Here is a 20,737-nt window from a genome sequence, read left to right as displayed (position 1 = left end):
GTGGTCAGCGATCGGTACCGCGGTCGATGAAGTCGAACATCTCCTCGTCGGTGGCCGAACCGAATGCCTCGTGCACGACGGGGGCCTGCGGCTCCGCCGGGTCCTGCGGCCCGTCCCCGGCGAGCTCCCGCAGGCGCTGCGCCGCCTTCGCCCGGTCCTGTCCGTCGAGCAGGGCGAGCATCGCCTCGACCCGGTCGATCTCGCCGAGCACGGACTCCCAGGAGACGGTGTGCTCGCGGCGCAGCAGGGTCCGCAGGTGGCGGCCGAGGGCGGCCGGGTTCGGGTGGCTGAAGACCAGCGTGGCCGGCAGGGCCAGGCCGGTCGCGGCGCGCAGCCGGTTGCGCACCGCGAGCGCGGTGAGCGAGTCGAAGCCGAGGTCCTTGAAGGCCGTCCCGGGGTCGATCTCCTCGGGGTCGGCGTGGCCGAGCACGGCGGCGGCGCCGGTCCGTACCAGGTCGACGAAGGCCTGCTCCTGCTCGTCCTCGGGCAGGTCGAGCAGGCGGGCGGCGACGGCGGGGCCGGTCTCGGCCGGTCCTGCCGACGGGCCGCGCCGGCGGTCCGTCACCAGCCCGGTGAGCAGGGGTGCCACGCCCGGGTCGCCGCGCCGCACGGCGGCGGTGTCGACGGCGAGCGGGGTGAGCGCGGCCTCCGGGCGGCCGAGCGCCTCGTCGAGCAGCGCCAGGGCCTCGCGTTCGCCGAGGGCCACCAGGCCGTCCGGGCGGGTCTCCCCCTCGGCGTCGGCTTCGGCGTCCGGGGCCGCCCACGGCCCCCAGGCGAGCGCGAGGCCGGGCAGCCCCTGGGCGCGCCGGTGCTGGGCCACGGCGTCGAGGAAGGCCGCTCCGGCGGCCTGCCCGGCCCGGTCCGGATCGCCGGCCTGACCGGCCCAGGAGCCGTGCAGGACGAAGGCGGCGAGATCCAGGCCCCGGGTCAGTTCGTGCAGGTGCCAGGCTCCGTCGACGACCGGGCGCAGTCCGGCCCCGACGTCCGAGCCGTCGTCGCCGTCTCCGCCGTCGGTGCGCGGGGCTTCGGCCGCGTGCACCACGGCGCGCAGCGGGTGCTCGGCCGGCACGGCGGCCAGCAGCGCGGCCAGGGCGTCCCGGTCCGCCGCGTCGCAGTCGGCGAGTTCGACGGCGGCGCCGAGCCCGGTCAGCTCCTCGGCCAGCGCGGCCGTCCGCGGTGCCGTGGCGCCGGGGCCGGTGAGCAGCAGCCGGCGCACGCCGTGGACGGCCACCAGGTGGCGGGCGGTGGCGGCGCCGAGGCGGCCGGCGGCGCCGGTCACCAGGACGGTGCCGTCCGCCGGGAGGGCCGGCTGCCGCTCGCCGACGGCGGGCGCACGGCCGAGCACCGGCACGAGGACCTGCCCGGCCCGGACGGCGAACTCGGTCAGGCCCGCGTCCACGGCTGCCGCCAGGGCCTGGGGGGAGGCCTCGTGCCCGTCCAGGTCGGCGAGGACGATCCGCTCCCGGCCGGTCGAGCGCAGCAGCCCCCACAGGGCGGCGGCGGCCGGGTCGGCCACCCGGTCGCCGGGTTCGGCGAGCACCGCGCCCCGGGTGACCAGGACCAGGCGGGTGCCCTCGAAGCGCCGGTCCGTCTCGTGCTCGCGCAGTACCGCGAGCACGGTGCGGATCCGCTCGCGGACGGCCCGCGGCAGCGCCTGCCCGTCCGCCGGGGTGTCCGGCAGCAGGGCGATCCGCGCCGGAACCGGCAGTCCGGCCGCCACCGCGGCGCCCAGGGCCGCCCAGTCGGGGTGGGCGCCGGCCGCGAGTTCGCGGGCGAGCGGGCCGTCGGCGCCGAGCAGGGCCCAGGCGCCGCCGGGCGCCCCGGCGAGCGGCTGCTCCGGCGCCGCCCACTCCAGCCGGGCGAGCGCGGGGCGTTCCCGGCCGGCCGCGCGCAGGTCGGCGGCCGACCAGGAGCGCAGCCGGACGGACTCGATCGCCGCGACGGACCGCCCCTGCTCGTCGGCGAGGTGCACGGCCAGGGTGTCCGGGCCGGTGGCGCGCAGCGTGAGCCGGACGGCTGGCCGCGTCCCGGGCACGGCGGTGACGCCGTGCCAGGCGGACGGCAGGCGCACCCGGCCGTCGCCGTCGGGCTCGCCGGGGGCGAGGCCGAGCAGGGCCGCCTCCAGCAGCGCCGGGTGCAGGTCGTGGCGGGCGGTCTGCGCCTCGCCGCCGGTGTGGGCGGTCTCGGCGAAGAGGTCCTCGCCGCGGCGCCAGGCGGCCCGCATCCCGGCGAAGGCCGGGCCGAGCCGCAGGCCGGTGCGGGCGAGCCGCTCGTAGGCGTCCGCGACGGGCAGCGGGGTCGCGCCGACCGGCGGCCAGGGCTCGGGGCGGGCGGGCGGGCGGTGGCCGCCGGGGGCAACCGTGCCGGTGGCGTGCCGGGTCCAGGGGGCGTCGGCGGGCGCGTCCTCGGGCCGCGAGTGCACGCTCACGCCGCGTACGCCGGTGCCGTCCGGCACCTCCAGGGCGACCTGGACCCGGACCCCGGCCGTCGCGGGCAGCACCAGCGGGGTGTGGACGGTGAGCTCCTCCAGCACCGGGCAGCCGCTCTCGTTGCCGGCCCGCAGCGCGAGGTCGACGAGCAGGCTGCCGGGCACGGCGGCGGAGCCGAGCGCGAGGTGGTCGGCCAGCCAGGGGTGCGCGGCGGTGGAGAGCCGCCCGGTGAAGACCGTCCCGGAGCCGTCGGCGAGGTCGACGCCGGCGCCGAGCACGGGGTGCTCGACGGCGGACTGCCCCCAGCCGGCTCCGGCGGAGCCGGTGGCGGCGGTGGGCTCGATCCAGTGGCGGCGGCGCCGGAAGGGGTAGCCGGGCAGGTCGACCCGCGTCACGCCGTCATGGGCGAGCAGCCCCGGCCAGTCGACGTCCAGACCGCGGGCGTGGGCGTCGGACAGCGCGGTGACCAGCCGGTCGGCGCCGCCGTCGCCCCGGCGCAGGGTGCCGAGCACCGCCGCGGGGACGCCGAGCCCGTCGAGGGTGTCCCCGACCGGCACCAGCAGGCCGGGGTGCGGGCTGCATTCGACGAAGGCGTCGTGGCCGTCCGCGGCGGCGGCGCCGATCGCGCTCTCGAACAGGACGGTGCGGCGCATGTTCTCGAACCAGTAGGCGGCGTCCAGCGGGGTCGTGTCGTCCAGCAGCGCGCCGGTGACGGTGGAGTACATCGGGACGCGGCCCGGCAGCGGGCGCAGGTCCGCGAGCAGGCGGGTGATCTCCTCGCGGGCGGGGTCCATCTGCGCGGAGTGCGAGGCGTAGGCGGCGGGCACCCAGCGGGCGCGGGTGCCGGCCGCCTCGCAGCGGGCCGCGATCGCGGCCAGGGCGTCCGTGTCGCCGGAGAGCACCACGCCCGTCGGGCTGTTCACGGCGCCGAGCGACACCAGGCCGGCGGCGCCGGCCGCGTCGATCTCGGCGCGGGCCAGTGCCGGGGTCAGGGCCACCGCGAGCAGGCCGCCGCGGCAGGCGTCGACCGTCTGCACGGCCCGCACCCGCATCACCGCGACCCGGGCGGCGTCCGCCAGGGAGAGCCGGCCGGCCACGTACGCGGCGGCGGCCTCGCCCTGGGAGTGGCCGATCACGGCGGCCGGGCGCACCCCGCAGGATTCCCACCAGCGGGCGAGGCCGACCATCACGGCGAACAGGACGGGGTGCAGCACCTCGACCCGGGCGAGCGTCCGTTCGGTGTGCTCGTCGGTGCCGCGCAGCACGTCGAGCAGCGACCAGCCGGTGACCAGCGGGTCGACGGCCTCCGCGCACTCGGCCACCGCCTGCGCGAACACCGGGCTGACGTCCAGGAGTTCGGCCGCCATGCCGAGCCACTGGGAGCCCTGGCCGGGGAACACGAAGACCGGTCCGGGACCGGCGACCAGGACGCCCGGGGCCTCCACCGCTCCGTCGGCCAACTCGCCCAGCGAGGCGAGCAGTTCGGCGGTGTCGCGGCCGCGGGCCACCGCCCGGTGGTCGAAGGCTGCCCGGCCGGTGGCCAACGACCAGGCGACGTCGGCGGGTTCGGCCTCCGGGTGGCGCAGGTACCAGTCCCGCAGCCGGGCGGCCTGGGCACGCAGCGCCTCGCCGGTGCGGGCGGACAGCGGCCACGGCACCACGCCGGCCACGCCCGGCGCCTGCGGGGCGGGGTGCGCGGCCCGGTCGGGCTCCGGCTCCTCGGCGGGGGCCTGTTCCAGGATGATGTGCGCGTTGGTGCCGCTGACGCCGAAGGAGGAGACGGCGGCGCGGCGCGGGCGGCCGGTCTGCGGCCAGGCCCGGTGCTCGGTGGCCAGCGCGACGTGGCCGGAGGCCCAGTCGACGTGCGGGGTCGGCTCGTCGGCGTGCAGGGTGCGCGGCAGTTCGCCGTGGCGCAGGGCGAGCACCATCTTGAGCACGCCCGCGATGCCGGCGGCGGACTGGGTGTGGCCGATGTTGGACTTGATCGAGCCGAGCCACAGCGGCCGGTCGGCGGTGTGCTCGCGGCCGTACACGGCGAGCAGGGCCTGCGCCTCGATCGGGTCGCCGAGCCGGGTGCCGGTGCCGTGCGCCTCGACCGCGTCGACGTCGGCCGGGGTGAGCCCGGCGTTGCCGAGCGCCTGGCGGATGACCCGCTGCTGGGACGGCCCGTTGGGCGCGGTGAGCCCGTTGGAGGCGCCGTCCTGGTTGGTCGCGGAGCCGCGCACGACGGCGAGGACGCGGTGCCCGCGGCGCCGGGCGTCGGAGAGCCGCTCGACGAGCACGAGGCCGGCGCCCTCGCCCCAGCCGGTGCCGTCGGCCGCCGCCGCGAAGGGCTTGCAGCGGCCGTCCGGCGCCAGTCCGCGCTGACGGCTGAACTCGACGAAGGCGTGCGGCGAGGTGAGCACCGCGACGCCGCCGGCGAGGGCGAGGTCGCACTCGCCGGAGCGCAGCGCGGCGGCCGCGAGGTGCAGGGCGACCAGCGAGGAGGAGCAGGCGGTGTCGACGGTGACGGCCGGGCCTTCGAGGCCGAGCACGTAGGAGACCCGGCCGCTGATGACGCTGGTGGCGGTGCCGGTGAGCAGGTAGCCCTCCTGGCCCTCGGCGACGGCGCCCGAGGCGGTGTGGTAGTCCTGCGCCATCGCGCCGACGAACACGCCGGTGGCGGAGCCGCGCAGCGAGGTGGGGTCGATGCCGGCGTGCTCGAAGGTCTCCCACGCGGTCTCCAGCAGGACGCGCTGCTGGGGGTCCATCGCGGCGGCCTCGCGCGGCGAGATGCCGAAGAACTCGGCGTCGAAGGCGACGGCGTCGTCGATGAAGCCGCCCTCGTGCACGTAGGACTTGCCGGGGCGGTCGGGGTCGGGGTCGAAGAGGGTGTCGAGGTTCCAGCCGCGGTCGCGCGGGAACGGCGTGATGGCGTCGGCGCCCTCGGCGAGCATCCGCCACAGGTCGTGCTCGTCGGAGACGCCGCCCGGGTAGCGGCAGCCCAGGCCGACGATGACCACCGGGTCGTCGGCGGTGTCGGGGGTGCGCGGCGCGGGCAGGGCGGGCGCGGAGTGGTCGGGGGCGCCGAGGAGTTCGGCGCCGATGTGCTCGGCGAGCGCCTCGGGGGTCGGGTGGTCGAAGACCAGGGTGACGGGCAGCCGCAGCCCGGTCGCGGCGGAGAGCCGGTTGCGCAGTTCGACGGCGGTGAGGGAGTCGAAGCCGAGCGCCTTGAACGGGCGTCCGCGCTCGATCGTCTCGGCGCCGGCGTGGCCGAGGACGGCCGCGGTCTCCTGGCGGACCAGGGTGGTGAGGGTCTGCCGGCGCCGGTCCCCGGGCAGCCGGGCGAGGCGCTGCGCGAACGCGGCCGTGTCCGGGTCGGGTCCGGCGGCGGCCCGCCGGGGCCGGGCCCGGACCAGGTCGCGCAGCAGGGCGGGGACGCCGTCGGCCCCGCGCAGCGCGGCGAGGTCCAGGTGGGCGAGCACCGCGGCCGGGTGGTCGGCGGCGCGCGCGGCGTCGTACAGCGCGAGCGCGTGGCCGGTCTCCAGGGCGGCGACGCCGGTGCGGGCGATGCGGTCGAGGTCGGCCCGCTCCAGGTGGCCGGTCATCCCGCTGGCCTGGGCCCACAGCCCCCAGGCCAGCGAGGTGGCGGCCAGGCCCCGGGAGCGCCGGTGCTGGGCGAGCGCGTCCAGGTAGGCGTTGGCGGCCGCGTAGTTGGCCTGTCCGGCGCCGCCGAAGGTGCCCGCCATCGAGGAGAAGAGCACGAACTCGGCGAGGTCCCGGCCGAGCGTCAGCTCGTGCAGGTTCCGGGCGGCGTCGGTCTTGGGGCGCAGCACCCGGTCGAGCTGCTCGGGGGTGAGCGCGTGCACGGCGGCGTCGTCGATGGCGCCGGCCGCGTGCACCACGGCGGTGAGCGGGTGCCCGGGGTCGACGCCGGCGAGCAGGGCGGCCAGCGCCTCCCGGTCGGCGGCGTCGCAGGCCTCGATCCGCACCTCGGCGCCGAGGGCGGTGAGCTCGGCGGCGAGTTCGGCCGCGCCCTCGGCCTCCGGGCCCCGGCGACTGGTGAGCAGCAGGTGCCGGGCGCCGTGTTCGGTGACGAGGTGGCGGGCGAGCAGGGCGCCGAGGGTGCCGGTGCCGCCGGTGATCAGGACGGTGCCGTCGGGGTCGGCGGCGGCGCCGGTGACGGTGGGCGGCAGGGTCAGCACGATCTTGCCGGTGTGCCGGGCCTGGCTCAGGTGGCGGAAGGCGGCGACGGCGTCGCGGACGTCCCAGGTGGTGACGGGCAGCGGGGCGAGCGTGCCGTCGGCGAACAGGGCGCCGAGTTCGGTCAGGATCTGCTGGATGCGGTCGGCGCCCGCGTCCATCAGGTCGAACGCCCGGTAGTCGGTGCCGGGGTGGGCGGCGGTCACCGCGTCGCGGTCGCGGATGTCGGTCTTGCCCATCTCCAGGAACCGGCCGCCGGGGCCGAGCAGGCGCAGCGAGGCGTCGACGTAGTCCTGGGCGAGCGAGTTGAGCACGAGGTCGAAGCCCCGCCCGTCGCGGGCGGTGCGGAACCGCTCCTCGAAGCCGAGGTCGCGGGAGGAGGCGAGGTGCTCGTCGTCCAGCCCGAGGGCGCGCAGCACCGGCCACTTGGCGGGCGAGGCGGTGCCGTGGACCTCCAGGCCCCAGTGGCGGGCGAGTTGCAGCGCCGCCATGCCGACGCCGCCGCTCGCGGCGTGCAGCAGCAGCGACTCGCCCGGCCGGACCCGGCCGAGGTCGACCAGGCCGTAGTAGGCCGTGAGGTAGACCACCGGCACGCTCGCCGCCTGCGGGTACGTCCAGCCGGCCGGGACGGGGGCGAGCAGGCGGCGGTCGGTGACCGCGAGCGGGCCGGTGCCGCCGGAGAACAGACCCATGACGCGGTCGCCGGGGGCGAGGTCGTGGACCTCGGCGCCGACCTCGACCACCACCCCGGCGCCCTCGCCGCCGGGCGGGCGGGTGTCGGTCACCATGCCGAGGGCGACCACGACGTCGCGGAAGTTGAGGCCCGCGGCGCGCAGCGCGACCCGGACCTCGCCGGGGGCGAGCGGGCGGACGCCGTCCTCGTGGGGCAGCAGGGCCAGGCCGTCGATGGTCCCGGTGCCGGTCAGGTCGAGGCGCCAGGCGTCGGTGCCGGCGGGCACCGCCAGGCGCTCCGCCGGGCGGCTCCGGGCGAGCCGGGGCGCGGCCGCGGTGCCGGAGCGCAGGGCGAGCTGGGGCTCGCCGCAGGCCAGGGCCGCGCCGAGGGCGGCGTGCGAGTCGGGGTGCCGGTCGAGGTCGACCAGCACGATCCGGCCGGGGTGCTCGGTCTGCGCGGAGCGCACCAGGCCCCAGACCGCGGCCGCGCCGAGGTCGTCGACCGCCTCCCCGTACGGGCCGGGAACGGCGCCGCGGGTGAGCACCACCAGCGGGGTGGCGGCGAACCGTTCGGCGGCGAGCCAGGACTGCAGGAACGCCAGCACCCGCCGGGTGGCGGTGTGGACGGCGCGCGGGCCGCCGTCGGTGGCGCAGGTGAGCGCGACGGCGTCGGGCAGCGGGGCTCCGGGGTCGGGCGCGGCCGGGTCGGCCAGGGCGCTGACGGTGGCGCCGGCCGCGCGCAAAGCCGCCTCGGCCCCGAGCTCGTCGGGCCCGGCCAGCACCCAGTTGCCGAGCGGGGCGGGCTGCGGCAGCGTCAGCGGCGGCCAGGCGACGGGGTGGAGGTCCAGCTCGGCGCCGGTCGGGGCGGGGGCGAGGCCGCCCGCGGTGAGCGGCCGGGAGAGCAGCGTGTCGACGGTGGCGACGGGGGCGCCGGCCGGGTCGGTCAGGGCGAGGGTGACGGCGTCCGGGCCGGTGCGGCCGAGCCGTACGCGCAGGGTGCGGGCACCGACCGCGTACAGGCGCACGCCCGTCCAGGCGAACGGGAGGCCGATGCCCCGGCCCTCACCGTCCGCGCCGTCGAGCGCCCCGGCGGTGTGCAGGGCGGCGTCGAGCAGCGCGGGGTGCAGCGCGAACCGTCCGGCGTCGTGGTCGTCCCCGGGCAGGGCGACCTCGGCCAGCAGGTCGCCGTCGTGCCGCCAGGCGGCGCGCACGGCGCGGAACAGCGGGCCGTACTGGTAGCCGGCGGCGGCCAGCCGCTCGTAGAGGCCGTCGGTGTCCAGCGGTTCGGCGCCGGGCGGCGGCCAGGCCGCGTCGTCGGCGGCGGGCTCCTCACCGGGCCGGGCGGGCGCGAGGACGCCGGCGGCGTGCCGGGTCCACGGGCCCGGCTCGGCGGTGTCGGGGCGCGCGTGCACGGTGAGCGCGCGGCGCCCGTCCTCGTCCGGGGTGTCGAGCTGGACCTGGAGCTGGACGGCCGCGCGCTCGCGCAGGGTCAGCGGCGCCTCCAGGGTGAGCTCCTCGATCACCGTGCAGTCGGCCGACTGCCCGGCCTGGAGGGCGAGTTCGACGATCGCGGTGCCGGGGAGCAGCACCGTGCCGAGCACGGCGTGGTCGGCGAGCCAGGGATGGGTGGGCAGCGAGATCCGGCCGGTGAGCAGGTGCCGGTCGTCCCCGGCCTGGGCGAGAGCGGCGCCGAGCAGCGGGTGGTCGGCGGAGCGCAGCCCGAGCCCCTCGGCGTCGGCGGCGGCCGGGGCGGGCTCCAGCCAGTAGCGCTCGCGCTGGAAGGCGTAGGTGGGCAGTTCGGTGCGCGGCGGCGTGCGGTGCGCGTGCAGCGCCGCCCAGTCGACGGGCACACCGCGCACGGACAGGCCGGCCGCCGCGGTCAGCAGGCGCGCCAGGGTGTCCGCGTCGCGCTGGAGCGAGCCGACGACCAGGGCGTCCGTCCCGGCCTCCTGGGCGGTCTGCTCGACGGCCGGGGCCATCACCGGGTGCGGGCTGGTCTCGACCAGCGTGGTGCAGCCGTCGCGCAGCAGCGCGCGGGTGGCCCGCTCGAAGGCGACGGTCTCGCGCAGGTTGCGGTACCAGTACCCGGCGTCCAGTGCGGCGCCGTCGAGCGGCTCGCCGGTGACGGTCGAGTAGAACGCCACCGCCGGGGTCGGCCGTGGTGCGATGTCGCCGATGCCGGCGAGGAGTTCGTCGCGGACGCGCTCGACGGCGGCGGAGTGCGCGGCGTAGTCGACCGGCAGCCGGCGGGTCCGCAGGCCCTGGGCCTCGCACCGCTCGTGCAGCTCGTCCAGGGCGGCGGCGTCGCCGGAGACGACCACCGCGCCCGGTCCGTTGACGGCCGCGATGCCGATCCGCCCGGGCAGGCCGGCGAGCAGTTCCTCGGCCTGTCCGGCCGCGGCGGCCAGCGACATCATGCCGCCGCCGCCCGCGATGGCCCGCAGGGCCCGGCTGCGCAGCGCGACGATCCGGGCGGCCTCCTCCAGGGTGAGCGCGCCGGCCACCTGGGCGGCGGCGATCTCGCCCTGCGAGTGGCCGACGACGGCGGCCGGTTCGACGCCGAGCGAGCGCCACACCGCGGCGACGGACACCATGACGGCGAACAGCGCGGGCTGGACGACGTCCACGCGTTCCAGCGAGGCCGCGCCGGGGCGCCGGCGCAGCACGTCGAGCAGCGACCAGTCGGTGTGCGGGGCGAGGGCGGCGTCGCAGGCGCGGATGTGCTCGGCGAACACCGGGGACTCGGCCAGCAGCCGGGCGCCCATGCCGGCCCACTGCGAGCCCTGCCCGCCGAAGACGAAGACCGTCCGGCCGGGCTGCCCGGCGGCGCCGGTGACCAGCCCGGGGTGTGCCGCGCCGGTGCTCAGCGCGTCGAGTGCGGCGAGGAGTTCGGCCGGTTCTTCGGCGACGAGCGCGGCGCGGTGGTCGAGCGCGGCGCGGGTGGTGGCGAGCGCGTGGGCGGTGTCGGCGGGCCGGACGGCCGGACGCTCCGCCAGGTGGGCGCGGAGCCGGGCGGCCTGGTCGCGCAGGGCGGCCGGGGTCGCGCCGGACAGCGGCCAGACCAGCGCGGACGGCTCCGGCTCCGGCTCGGGCAGCGGCGCCGCGGCCTCCCCGGCCGGGTCGCCCTGCTCCAGGATCACGTGCGCGTTGGTGCCGCTGACGCCGAAGGAGGACACCCCGGCCCGGCGGGGCCGGCCCTCCCGCGGCCAGGGCGCCGGCTCGGTGAGCAGCGAGACGGCGCCGGACGCCCAGTCGACGTGCGGGGTGGGCGCGTCCACGTGCACGGTGGCGGGCAGTTCGCCGTGCCGCATCGCCATGATCATCTTGATCACGCCGGCCACGCCGGCGGCGGCCTGGGTGTGGCCGAGGTTGGACTTCACCGAGCCGAGCCGCAGTGGCCGTTCGGCCGGCCGGTCCTGACCGTAGGTGGCGAGCAGCGCGTGCGCCTCGATCGGGTCGCCGAGGGCGGTGCCGGTGCCGTGCGCCTCGACCGCGTCGACCTCGGCCGGGGTGAGCCCGGCCTGGGCGAGCGCGTCGCGGATCACCCGTTCCTGGGCGAGTCCGTTGGGGGCGGAGAGGCCGTTGCTCGCGCCGTCCTGGTTGACCGCGCTGCCCCGGACCACCGCGAGGACGGGGTGGCCGTTGCGCCGCGCGTCGGAGAGCCGTTCGACCAGCAGCAGGCCCACTCCCTCCGACCAGGCCGTGCCGTCGGCGCCGGCCGCGAAGGACTTGCAGCGCCCGTCCGGGGCCAGGCCCCGCTGGCGGGAGAACTCGACGAAGGTCGACGGGCTCGACATCACCGTCACCCCGCCGGCCAGGGCGAGGTCGCACTCGCCCCGGCGCAGCGCCTGGCAGGCCAGGTGCAGCGCGACCAGCGAGGAGGAGCAGGCGGTGTCGACCGTCACGGCCGGGCCCTCCAGGCCCAGGGCGTAGGCCACCCGGCCGGAGGCGATGCTGCCGGCGCTGCCGTTGCCGAGGTAGCCGTCGACGCCCTCGGGGACGGCGGCCAGCCGGGACGCGTAGTCGGCGTACATCAGGCCGGCGAAGACGCCGGTGCGGCTGCCGCGCAGCGAGCGCGGGTCGATGGACGCCCGCTCGATCGCCTCCCAGGAGGCCTCCAGCAGCAGGCGCTGCTGCGGGTCCATGGCCAGCGCCTCGCGCGGGCTGATCCCGAAGAACCCGGGGTCGAAGCGGTCGGCGTCGTACAGGAACCCGCCTTCGCGGACGTACGAGGTGCCGGGGTGGTCCGGGTCGGGGTGGAACAGGTTCTCGACGTCCCAGCCGCGGTTGTCGGGGAAGGCCGAGATGGCGTCGGTGCCCTCGTGCACCAGCCGCCAGAGGTCCTCCGGGCTCGCCACCCCGCCGGGGTAGCGGCAGCCGGCGGCGACGATCGCGATCGGCTCCTCACTCACCGGGGCCGCGGCGGCCGCGCGCGGGCGGCGCGGCGCGTCGAGCAGTTCGGCGCGCAGGTGCCGGCCGAGGGCGCCCGCGGACGGGTGGTCGAAGAGCACGGTGGCGGGCAGGCGCAGGCCGACCGCGCCGTTCAGCCGGTTGCGCAGTTCGAGCGCGGCGAGCGAGTCGAGGCCCAGTTCGCTGAACGCGCGGTCCGGGTCGATCGCCGCGCCGTCCGGGTGGCCGAGGACGGCGGCGGCGTGGGTGCGCACCAGGTCGACCAGTTGCCGTTCCTGCTCGGCCGCCGGGGCGGCGGCCAGCCGGCGGACCAGCGCGCGGCCGGTGTCCGGGGCCGGGTGCCCGGTCCCGGAGCGGCGGGCGGCCAGGCCGGCCAGGACGGGCGGCAGGTCGTCCCCGTCGAGGCGGGCCGGGTCGAGCCGGACCGGGGCCAGGACGGCCTCCGGGCGGGCCAGCGCCGCGTCGAGCAGGGCGAGGCCGAGCCCGGTGTCCAGCGGCTCGACCCCGGAGCGGGCCATCCGCTGCCGGTCGGTCGCGCCGAGGCCCGCGGTGAGCGCGCTGTCCTGCTCCCACAGGCCCCACTGCAGCGAGACGGCGGGCAGGCCGAGGGAGCGGCGCCGCTGCGCGAGCGCGTCGAGCACCAGGTTGGCGGCGGAGTAGGCGGCCTGGCCCGGGTTGCCGGTGAGGCCGGCGGCCGAGGAGAACAGCACGAACGCCCGCAGGTCCGGACCGGCCGTCAGCTCGTGCAGGTGCAGTGCCGCCTCGGCCTTGGGCCGCAGGACGCGCGCCACCCGCTCGGGGGTCAGTGCCGGGAGCAGGCCGTCGTCGACCACGGCCGCCAGGTGGACCACCGCGGTGAGCGGGTGCTCGGCCGGGACGGCCGCGAGGACCCTCGCCAGCTCGGCGCGGTCGGCGACGTCGCAGGCGGCGAAGGTGGCCCGCGCACCGGCTGCGGCGAGCTCGGCCCGCAGCTCCGGCGCCCCGGGGGCGTCGGCGCCGCGCCGGGACACCAGCAGCAGGTGCCGCACGCCGTGCGCCGCGACGAGGTGGCGGGCCACCAGGGCGCCCAGGGTTCCGGTGCCGCCGGTGACCAGCACGGTGCCGCCGTCGGCGAGCTCCGGCGGGGTGGGGGCGACCGGGAGGGCCGGTGCCCGGCGCAGCCGGGGCACCAGCAGGGCCGTGCCGCGCAGCGCGGCCTCGGGCAGGGCGCCGGCCGCGGCGATCGCGGCGAGTCGGGCGTCGAGCCGGGCGTCGGCGGGGTCGGTGCCGTCCGGCCGCCCGGCACCCGTCTCCAGGTCGAGCAGGGCGAAGCGGTCGGGATGCTCCGAGCGCGCGGACCGGATCAGGCCCCACACCGCGGCGGCGGCCGGGTCCGGTACCTCGGTGCCGTCCGCGGCGAGCGCGCCGCGGGTCGTGACCACCAGGCGCGCGGCGGCGAACCGTTCGTCCGCGAGCCAGGCCTGCGCGACGGCGAGCGCCTCGTGCACGGCCGCCCCGACGGCCTCCGGCCCCGCGGCCGGGTCCGGGCCGGGCCGGGGGGCGAGCAGGACCGCGGCGGGCAGCGGCGCGCCGGCGTCGACCGCCGCGGCCAGCGCGGCGAGGTCCGGGTACCGGGGGGCGGCGAAGCGTGCCGCGAACGCGGCCGGCTCCGGGTCGCTCCCGCCGCCCAGGACCGCCCAGCCCGTCGGCGGCTCGACGGCCGGGGCCTGGACCCACTCCAGGTCGTAGAGGTGCTCGGTGGCGGGCGCCGCGGCCGTCGGCAGCTGGTCCCGGGAGAGCGCGCGCACCGTCAGGGTCTCGACGGAGAGGACGGCCCGGCCGTCCGGGTCCACCGCCGCGATGGCGATCGTGTCGGCGTCCAGCGGCAGCAGGCGCACCCGCAGCGCCCGGACCCCGCCCACGTGCAGGTGCACGCCGCGCCAGGAGAACGGCAGCCTCACCCGGGCTCCGGGGTCGTCGGCCCCCTCGGCCGCCGCCCCGGTCGCCGCCTCGGCCGCCGTCGCGGTCAGCCCGAGCGGATGCAGGGCGGCGTCGATCAGGGCGGGGTGCAGTCCGAACCGGCCGCCGGCCGCCTCCTCGGGGAGGACGATCTCGGCGAACAGCTCGGAGCCGCGCTGCCAGGCCGCCCGCAGCCCGTGGAAGGCCGGGCCGTAGCGCACCCCGGCGTCGGCCGCGTCGGCGTACAGCTCGTCCACCTCGACCGGCTCAGCGCCGGCCGGCGGCCAGACGGCGAGCGCCCGCTGCTCCGGCGCGCCCTCGGCGTCCGCGGGGTCCTGGCCGGGCGTCAGAGCGCCGGTGGCGTGCAGCGTCCAGGCGTCCTCCGGCCCGGCGGGTCCTTCGGCGCGCTCGGGGCGGGCGTGCACGGTGACCGGCCGCAGGCCGGACGCGTCGGGCGCGCCGACGGTGACCTGCACCTGCACTCCCCCGGCCTTCGGCACGGCCAGCGGTGCCACCAGCGTCAGTTCGTCCACGCGTGCGCAGCCGAGCCGGGTGCCGGCGTGCAGCGCGAGTTCGAGGAAGGCCGCCCCGGGCACCAGCACGGTGTCGAGCACCGCGTGGTCGGCGAGCCACGGGTGGGTGTCGAGCGAGAGGCGCCCGGTGAACAGCACGCCGTCGCCGTCCGCGAGGCCGACCACCGCGCCCAGCAGCGGGTGGTCCACCGCGCCCTGTCCCAGGCCCGCGGCATCGCCCGCGCCGGTACCGGCGTCCAGCCAGAAGCGCTGCCGCTCGAACGCGTACGTCGGCAGCTCGCCGGTGCGGCGGCGGGCGGTGGCCGCGTCGACGCCCGTCACCGCCGTCCAGTCGACCGCTCCGCCGCGGACGAACAGCCGGGCCAGCGCCGTCCGCAGGGTCTCGATCCGGTCCCGCTCCCGGTGCTGGGCGGGGACGGTGGCGGTGTCCGTGCCGGCCGTGCACTCCGCCACCATCGGCGTCAGCGCCGCCTCCGGACCCAGCTCGACGAACACCGAAGCGCCCACACCCCGGGCCGAGGCCACCGCGTCCGCGAAACGCACCGGCTCACAGACCTGCCGCACCCAGTACTCCGGGTCACACACCTCCGCCGCCGTCGCGATACGACCCGTCACATCCGACGCCAGCGGGATCGACGGCTCCCTCAGCTCGATACCCGCCACCACCTCCCGCAGCTGTGTCAGGACCGGCTCCATCAGCACCGAATGGAACGCGTGCGACACCGCCAGCCGCGAGGACCGCCACCCCCGCTCCCCGCACAACACCCGGACCTTCTCGACCGCTTCGGCCTCACCCGAGACCACCACCGACGCCGGACCGTTCACCGCCGCGATCCCCACCACACCCACACGACCCTCGGCCAGCAACGCCACCACCTGCGCCTCACTCGCCCCCACCGCCAACATCGCCCCACCCGAAGGAAGTCCACCCATCAACCGGGCCCGCGCCGCCACCAGAGCGACCGCACCCTCCAACGAGAACACCCCCGCCACATACGCCGCCACGATCCCGCCCAGCGAATGCCCCAGCACCACCTCCGGCACCGCAACCCACGAACGCCACAACCGGTACAACGCCACCTCGAACGCGAACAGCACCGGCTGCACCACAGCCGTACCATCCGCAACCACCTCCCCCGGCTCCCCCAGCAACACCCCCCGCACCGAGAACGGCACCACCCCCTCGAACGCCCCACACACCTCATCCACCGCCGCCGCGAACACCGGGAACGAGTCGTACAACACCCGCCCCACACCCGCACACCGCACACCCTGACCCGTGAAGACCAGCGCGGTCCGTGCCGCGCCGCGCGCCACGGTGCCGGTCACCACGCCGGCGGGCTCGGCCTCGCCGGCCGCCAACGCGGCCAGACCCGCCGCCAGTTCCGCGGTGTCCCCGCCGAGGACCACCGCCCGGTGCGCCATGGGGGTGCGCCCCGAGGCCAGCACGGCCGCCACCTCGGCGATCCGGGCCTCCGGGTGCTCGCCGGCCCAGTCGCGCAGCCGGGCCGCCTGGGCCCGCAGTCCGGTCGCGGTGCGCGCGGAGACCACCCACGCGGCGGGCGCGTCCCGCTCCGGGAGGGTGTCCTGGTCGCCCTGTTGCGGGGCCTGTTCGAGGATTACGTGTGCGTTGGTGCCGCTGATCCCGAACGAGGACACCCCGGCCCGGCGCGGCCGGTCCGTCTCCGGCCACTCCACTGCCTCCGCCAGCAACTCGACCGCGCCCGCCGACCAGTCCACGTGCGGCGACGGCGCGTCCACGTGCAACGACTTCGGCAGCACGCCGTGCCGCATCGCCATCACCATCTTGATCACACCCGCCACACCCGCAGCCGCCTGGGTGTGACCGATGTTCGACTTCACCGAGCCCAGCCGCAGCGGCTCACCGGCCCGCTCACGCCCGTACGTCGCCAGCAGCGCCTGCGCCTCGATCGGGTCACCCAGCGTCGTCCCCGTGCCGTGCGCCTCCACCACGTCGACGTCCGACGGAGCCAGTCCCCCGCTCGCCAGCGCCGCCCGGATCACCCGCTCCTGCGACGGACCGTTCGGCGCCGTCAGACCGTTGGACGCGCCGTCCTGGTTCACCGCCGAACCGCGCACCACCGCGAGCACGGGATGCCCGTTGCGCACCGCGTCCGACAGCCGCTCGACCAGCAGCAGGCCCACGCCCTCGCCCCAGCCGGTCCCGTCCGCCGCCGCCGCGAACGGCTTGCACCGCCCGTCCGCCGCCAGACCGCGCTGACGGGCGAAGTCGACGAAGACGGCGGGCGTCGACATCACGGTCACGCCGCCGGCCAGCGCCAGATCGCACTCACCGGCGCGCAGCGCCTGGCAGGCCAGGTGCAGCGAGACCAGCGAGGACGAGCAGGCCGTGTCGACGGTCACCGCCGGGCCCTCCAGCCCGAGCGCGTAGGCGACGCGGCCCGAGGCGACGCTCCCGACGTTGCCGTTGCCGAGGTAGCCCTCCAGCTCGTCCGGCACCCGGTTCAGGCGGGTCGCGTAGTCGTAGTAGATCGCCCCCGCGAACACGCCGGTGCGGCTGCCGCGCAGCGACTCCGGGTCGATGCCCGCGTGCTCGATGGTCTCCCAGGAGGTCTCCAGCAGCAGGCGCTGCTGCGGGTCCATCGCCAGCGCCTCGCGCGGCGAGATCCCGAAGAAGGCGGCGTCGAACTCGGCCGCGTCGTCCACGAATCCGCCGGTCCGCACATAAGTGCTGCCCGGGCGCGAGGGGTCGAGGTCGAAGATCCGGTCGATGTCCCAGCCCCGGTCGGCGGGGAAGCCGGTGAGCGCGTCGACGCCACCCGCGACCAGGTCCCACAGCTCCTGCGGGGAGGTCACGCCGCCCGGCAGCCGGCAGCCCATGCCGACGATGGCGATCGGCTCGTCCGGAGCCACCGGCACGGGCCGGGCGGACGCGCCCGCCGGGGCCGGGCCGTCGGTGAGCAGGTCGGCCAGGCGGCCGGCCAGCAGCCTGGGATTCGGGTAGTCGAAGACCAGCGTCGCGGGCAGGCGCAGGCCGACGGCGCTGCTCAGCCGGTTGCGCAGTTCGAGCCCGGTGAGCGAGTCGAAGCCCAGCTCGCGGAACGCGCGGCTCTCCTCGATGCCGTCCTCGTCGCCGTGTCCGAGCACGGCGGCGGCGTGGGTGCACACGGTCCGCACCAGCAGTTGCCGGCGCTCGGCCTCCGGCAGGCCGGCCAGCCGGGCCGTCAGCGCGCCCGACCGCGCCCTGCCGCCGGCTGCGGCGCCACGGCGGCCGGGCACCCGGGCGAGGTCGCGCAGCAGCGTGGGCACCGCGTCGGCGTCGGCGCGGCGGAGCACGGCGAGGTCCATCCGGACCGGCATGAGGACGGGCTCGGCGCGGTTGACCGCCGTCTCCAGGAGTGCGCAGCCCTGCTCGGCGGAGAGCGGCAGGACGCCGAGGCCCGTCATGCGCCGGCGGTCGGCCGTGCCGAGCCCCGCGGTCATCTCGCTGCCGTCGGCCCACCAGCCCCAGGCGAGCGAGGTCGCGGGCAGGCCGTGGGCGCGGCGGTGGCGGGCGAGGGCGTCGAGGTAGGCGTTGGCGGCGGCGTAGTTGCTCTGCCCTGGGTTGCCGATCAGGCCGGCGGCCGAGGAGAACAGGACGAAGGCGTCCAGGTCGAGATCGCGGGTGGCCAGGTGCAGGTTCCATGCGGCGTCGGCCTTGGGGCGCAGCACGGCGGCCAGCCGTTCGGGCGTCATGGCCTGGATCACCCCGTCGTCGAGCACGCCGGCCGCGTGGACGACGGCGGTGAGCGGGTGCTCGGCGGGGATCGCGGCGAGCGCCCGGGCGAGGGCCTCGCGGTCGGCCGCGTCGCAGGCCTCGATGCGCACCTCGGCGCCCCGCTCGGTGAGTTCGGCGGCCAGCTCGGCCGCGCCGGGGGCGTCCGCGCCGCGCCGGCTGAGCAGCAGCAGTCGGCGCGCGCCGCGCTCGGCCACCAGGTGGCGGGCCAGCAGAGCGCCGAGGGTGCCGGTGCCGCCGGTGATCAGGACGGTGCCTTCGGGCGCGGGTGTGAAGCCGGTGTCCTCGGGGCGGGCGGCGGCCCGGACCAGGCCGGGGACGAACCCGGTGCCGCCGCGCAGCGCGAGCTGGCTCTCGCCCGAGGCGGCCTGCGCGAGCACGGCCTCCTCGGGGGTGTCGGCGTCGGCGTCGACCAGCACGAAGCGCCCGGGGTGCTCGGCCTGCGCGGAGCGGACCAGACCCCAGACGGCGGCCGGGGCGAGGTCGGTGACCTGCTCGTCCGCGCCGGCCGCGACCGCGCCGGTGGTCAGCAGGACGAGACGGGTGTCGGCGGTCCGGGGGTCGGCCAGCCAGCGGCCCAGGAGGTCGAGGACGCGCGCGGTCAGCTCGTGCGTCCGCTCGGGTTCCGGGCCGTCGGCGGAGGGGACGCGCACGAGGACGGCCTCCGGGAGCCGGTCCCCGGAGTCGTCGAGGATGGTGGCGGCGTCGTCGAGGGCGACGGTCCGGCCGGAAGCCGGTCCGGCCGCGAACTCCGTCTCCTTCCAGCGGAGTTCGAAGAGGGAGTCGCGCAGCGGCGTGTCGGCGGTCCGCAGCAGCTCGGCGGAGACCGGCCGGACGACCACCGAGCCGATGGAGACGACCGCCCGGCCGTCCTCGTCGTGGGCGCTCAGCGAGATCGCGCCGGCCGCGCCCGCCGCCAGCCGCACGCGCAGGGCGCGGCTGTGGCGGGTGTCCAGCCGGACGGCCGTCCAGGAGAACGGCAGGCCGGCCTGGAGCGGCGCGTCCGCATCCTCCCGGACCAGCATCGGGTGCATCGCGGCGTCGAGCAGGGCCGGGTGCAGCGCGAAGCGGTCGGCGTCGGCACTGCCCTCGTCGGGGAGTTCGACCTCGGCGAACAGCTCGGTGCCGCGCCGCCAGACCTGCCGCAGGCCCTGGAACAGCGGGCCGTAGTCGAAGCCCGCCGCTGCCGCGCGCTCGTAGAGGTCGTCCGCGTCGACCGGCCGGGAGCCGGGCGGAGGCCACTGCTCGGGCGCCGCCTCGTCGGCCGGGGCCTCGGCCGGGGATTCGGGGGCGGCGGTGACCAGGCCGGTGGCGTGCCGGGTCCAGGGCCGGTCGGCGGGCGCGTTCTCGGGCCGGGAGTGGATGCCGACCGCGCGGGCGCCCGTCTCGTCCGGGTCCTCCACGGTGACCTGGATCCGCACGTCCTCGGCGTCGGAGAGCACGAGCGGGGTGTGCAGGGTGAGTTCGTCGACCACCGGGCAGCCGGCCTCGGCCCCCGCGCGGAGGGCGAGTTCGAGGAAGGCCGTGCCCGGAACGATGACCGTGCCGAGCACGGCGTGGTCGGCGAGCCACGGGTGGGTGGCGGTGGAGAACCGTCCGGTCAGGACCGTCCCGGAGCCGTCGGCCAGCTCGACGGCGGCGCCCAGCACCGGGTGCTCCAGCGCCGACTGGCCCCAGCCCGCGCCGACGACGTCGGTGGGGTCGGGCTCGGCCCAGTAGCGGCGGTGCTGGAAGGCGTAGGTCGGCAGGTCGACGTGCCGGCCGGCGGGGAGCAGGGTCGTCCAGTCGACGGGCAGGCCGGCGACGAAGGCGGCCGACAGCGCCGTCATCAGACGCGCGGGACCGCCTTCGTTGCGGCGCAGGGTCTCCAGGACCACGGCGCCCGGGACCTCCTCCAGCTGATCCGCGACCGGGACGACCAGCCCCGGGTGCGGACTGCACTCCACGAAGGTGGTGTGCCCACCCGCGAGGGCCGCGCGCACCGCCGCGTCCAGCCGGACGGTCCCGCGCAGATTGTCGAACCAGTACGAACCCGCCAGCTGCTCCGGCGACTCGACCGCTTCGCCGGTCACCGTCGAGTACATCGCCACCCGGCCCGCCAACGGCCGCACGGAGGAGGACAGTTCGAGGACCTCGTCGCGGACCGCGTCCATGTACGCCGAGTGCGAGGCGTAGTCGACCGGAATCCAGCGGGCCCGGACGCCCTCACGCTCACACCGCTCGACCACGGCGGCCAGCGCCCCGGTTTCTCCGGAGACCACCACGCTCGACGGCCCGTTGACGGCTGCCAGCGACAACCGCTGGTCTCCGGCGACGAGTTCGGCGGCGCGCTCGGCGCCGAGGCCGACGGACAGCATCCCGCCACCCGTCACCCCACGCAGCGCCTGCGAACGCAGCACCACCACCCGGACCGCGTCCTCCAAGGACAGCAACCCGGCCACATGCGCGGCGGCGATCTCACCCTGCGAATGGCCGATCACGGCCGCCGGCCGAACCCCGCACGACTCCCACCACCGGGCCAGACCCACCATCACCGCGAACAGCACCGGCTGCACCACGTCCACCCGCTCCAGCAGCGCACCCGAACCGTCCCGCAACACCTCCAGCAGCGACCAGTCCGTCAGCGGATCCATCACCCCCGCACACTCGTCCATCGCGGCGGCGAACACCGCGCTGGAGAGCAGCAGTTCGGCCGCCATCCCCGCCCACTGCGACCCCTGCCCCGGGAACACGAACACCGCGCCCGAACCCGACACCGCAGCCGACTCACCCCCGGCGATCTCACCCAGCCGGTCCACCAGCTCGGCCATCGTCCG

1 pseudogene is annotated in these 20,737 nt (G+C 77.7%); it reads right to left on the bottom strand.

Annotated features, from left to right (window positions below):
* Window positions 1–4: 4 nt before the first annotated feature.
* Window positions 5–20,707, bottom strand: a pseudogene (locus ABT238_RS36095) (SDR family NAD(P)-dependent oxidoreductase); the annotation flags it as partial.
* Between the last annotated feature and the right edge of the window lie 30 nt (window positions 20,708–20,737).

Origin of the sequence: Kitasatospora sp. NPDC001527 (assembly GCF_040298605.1) — a bacterium.
In the GTDB taxonomy this organism is placed as follows: Bacteria; Actinomycetota; Actinomycetes; order Streptomycetales; family Streptomycetaceae; genus Kitasatospora.
This window is presented reverse-complemented; position numbering and strand designations above follow the sequence as displayed.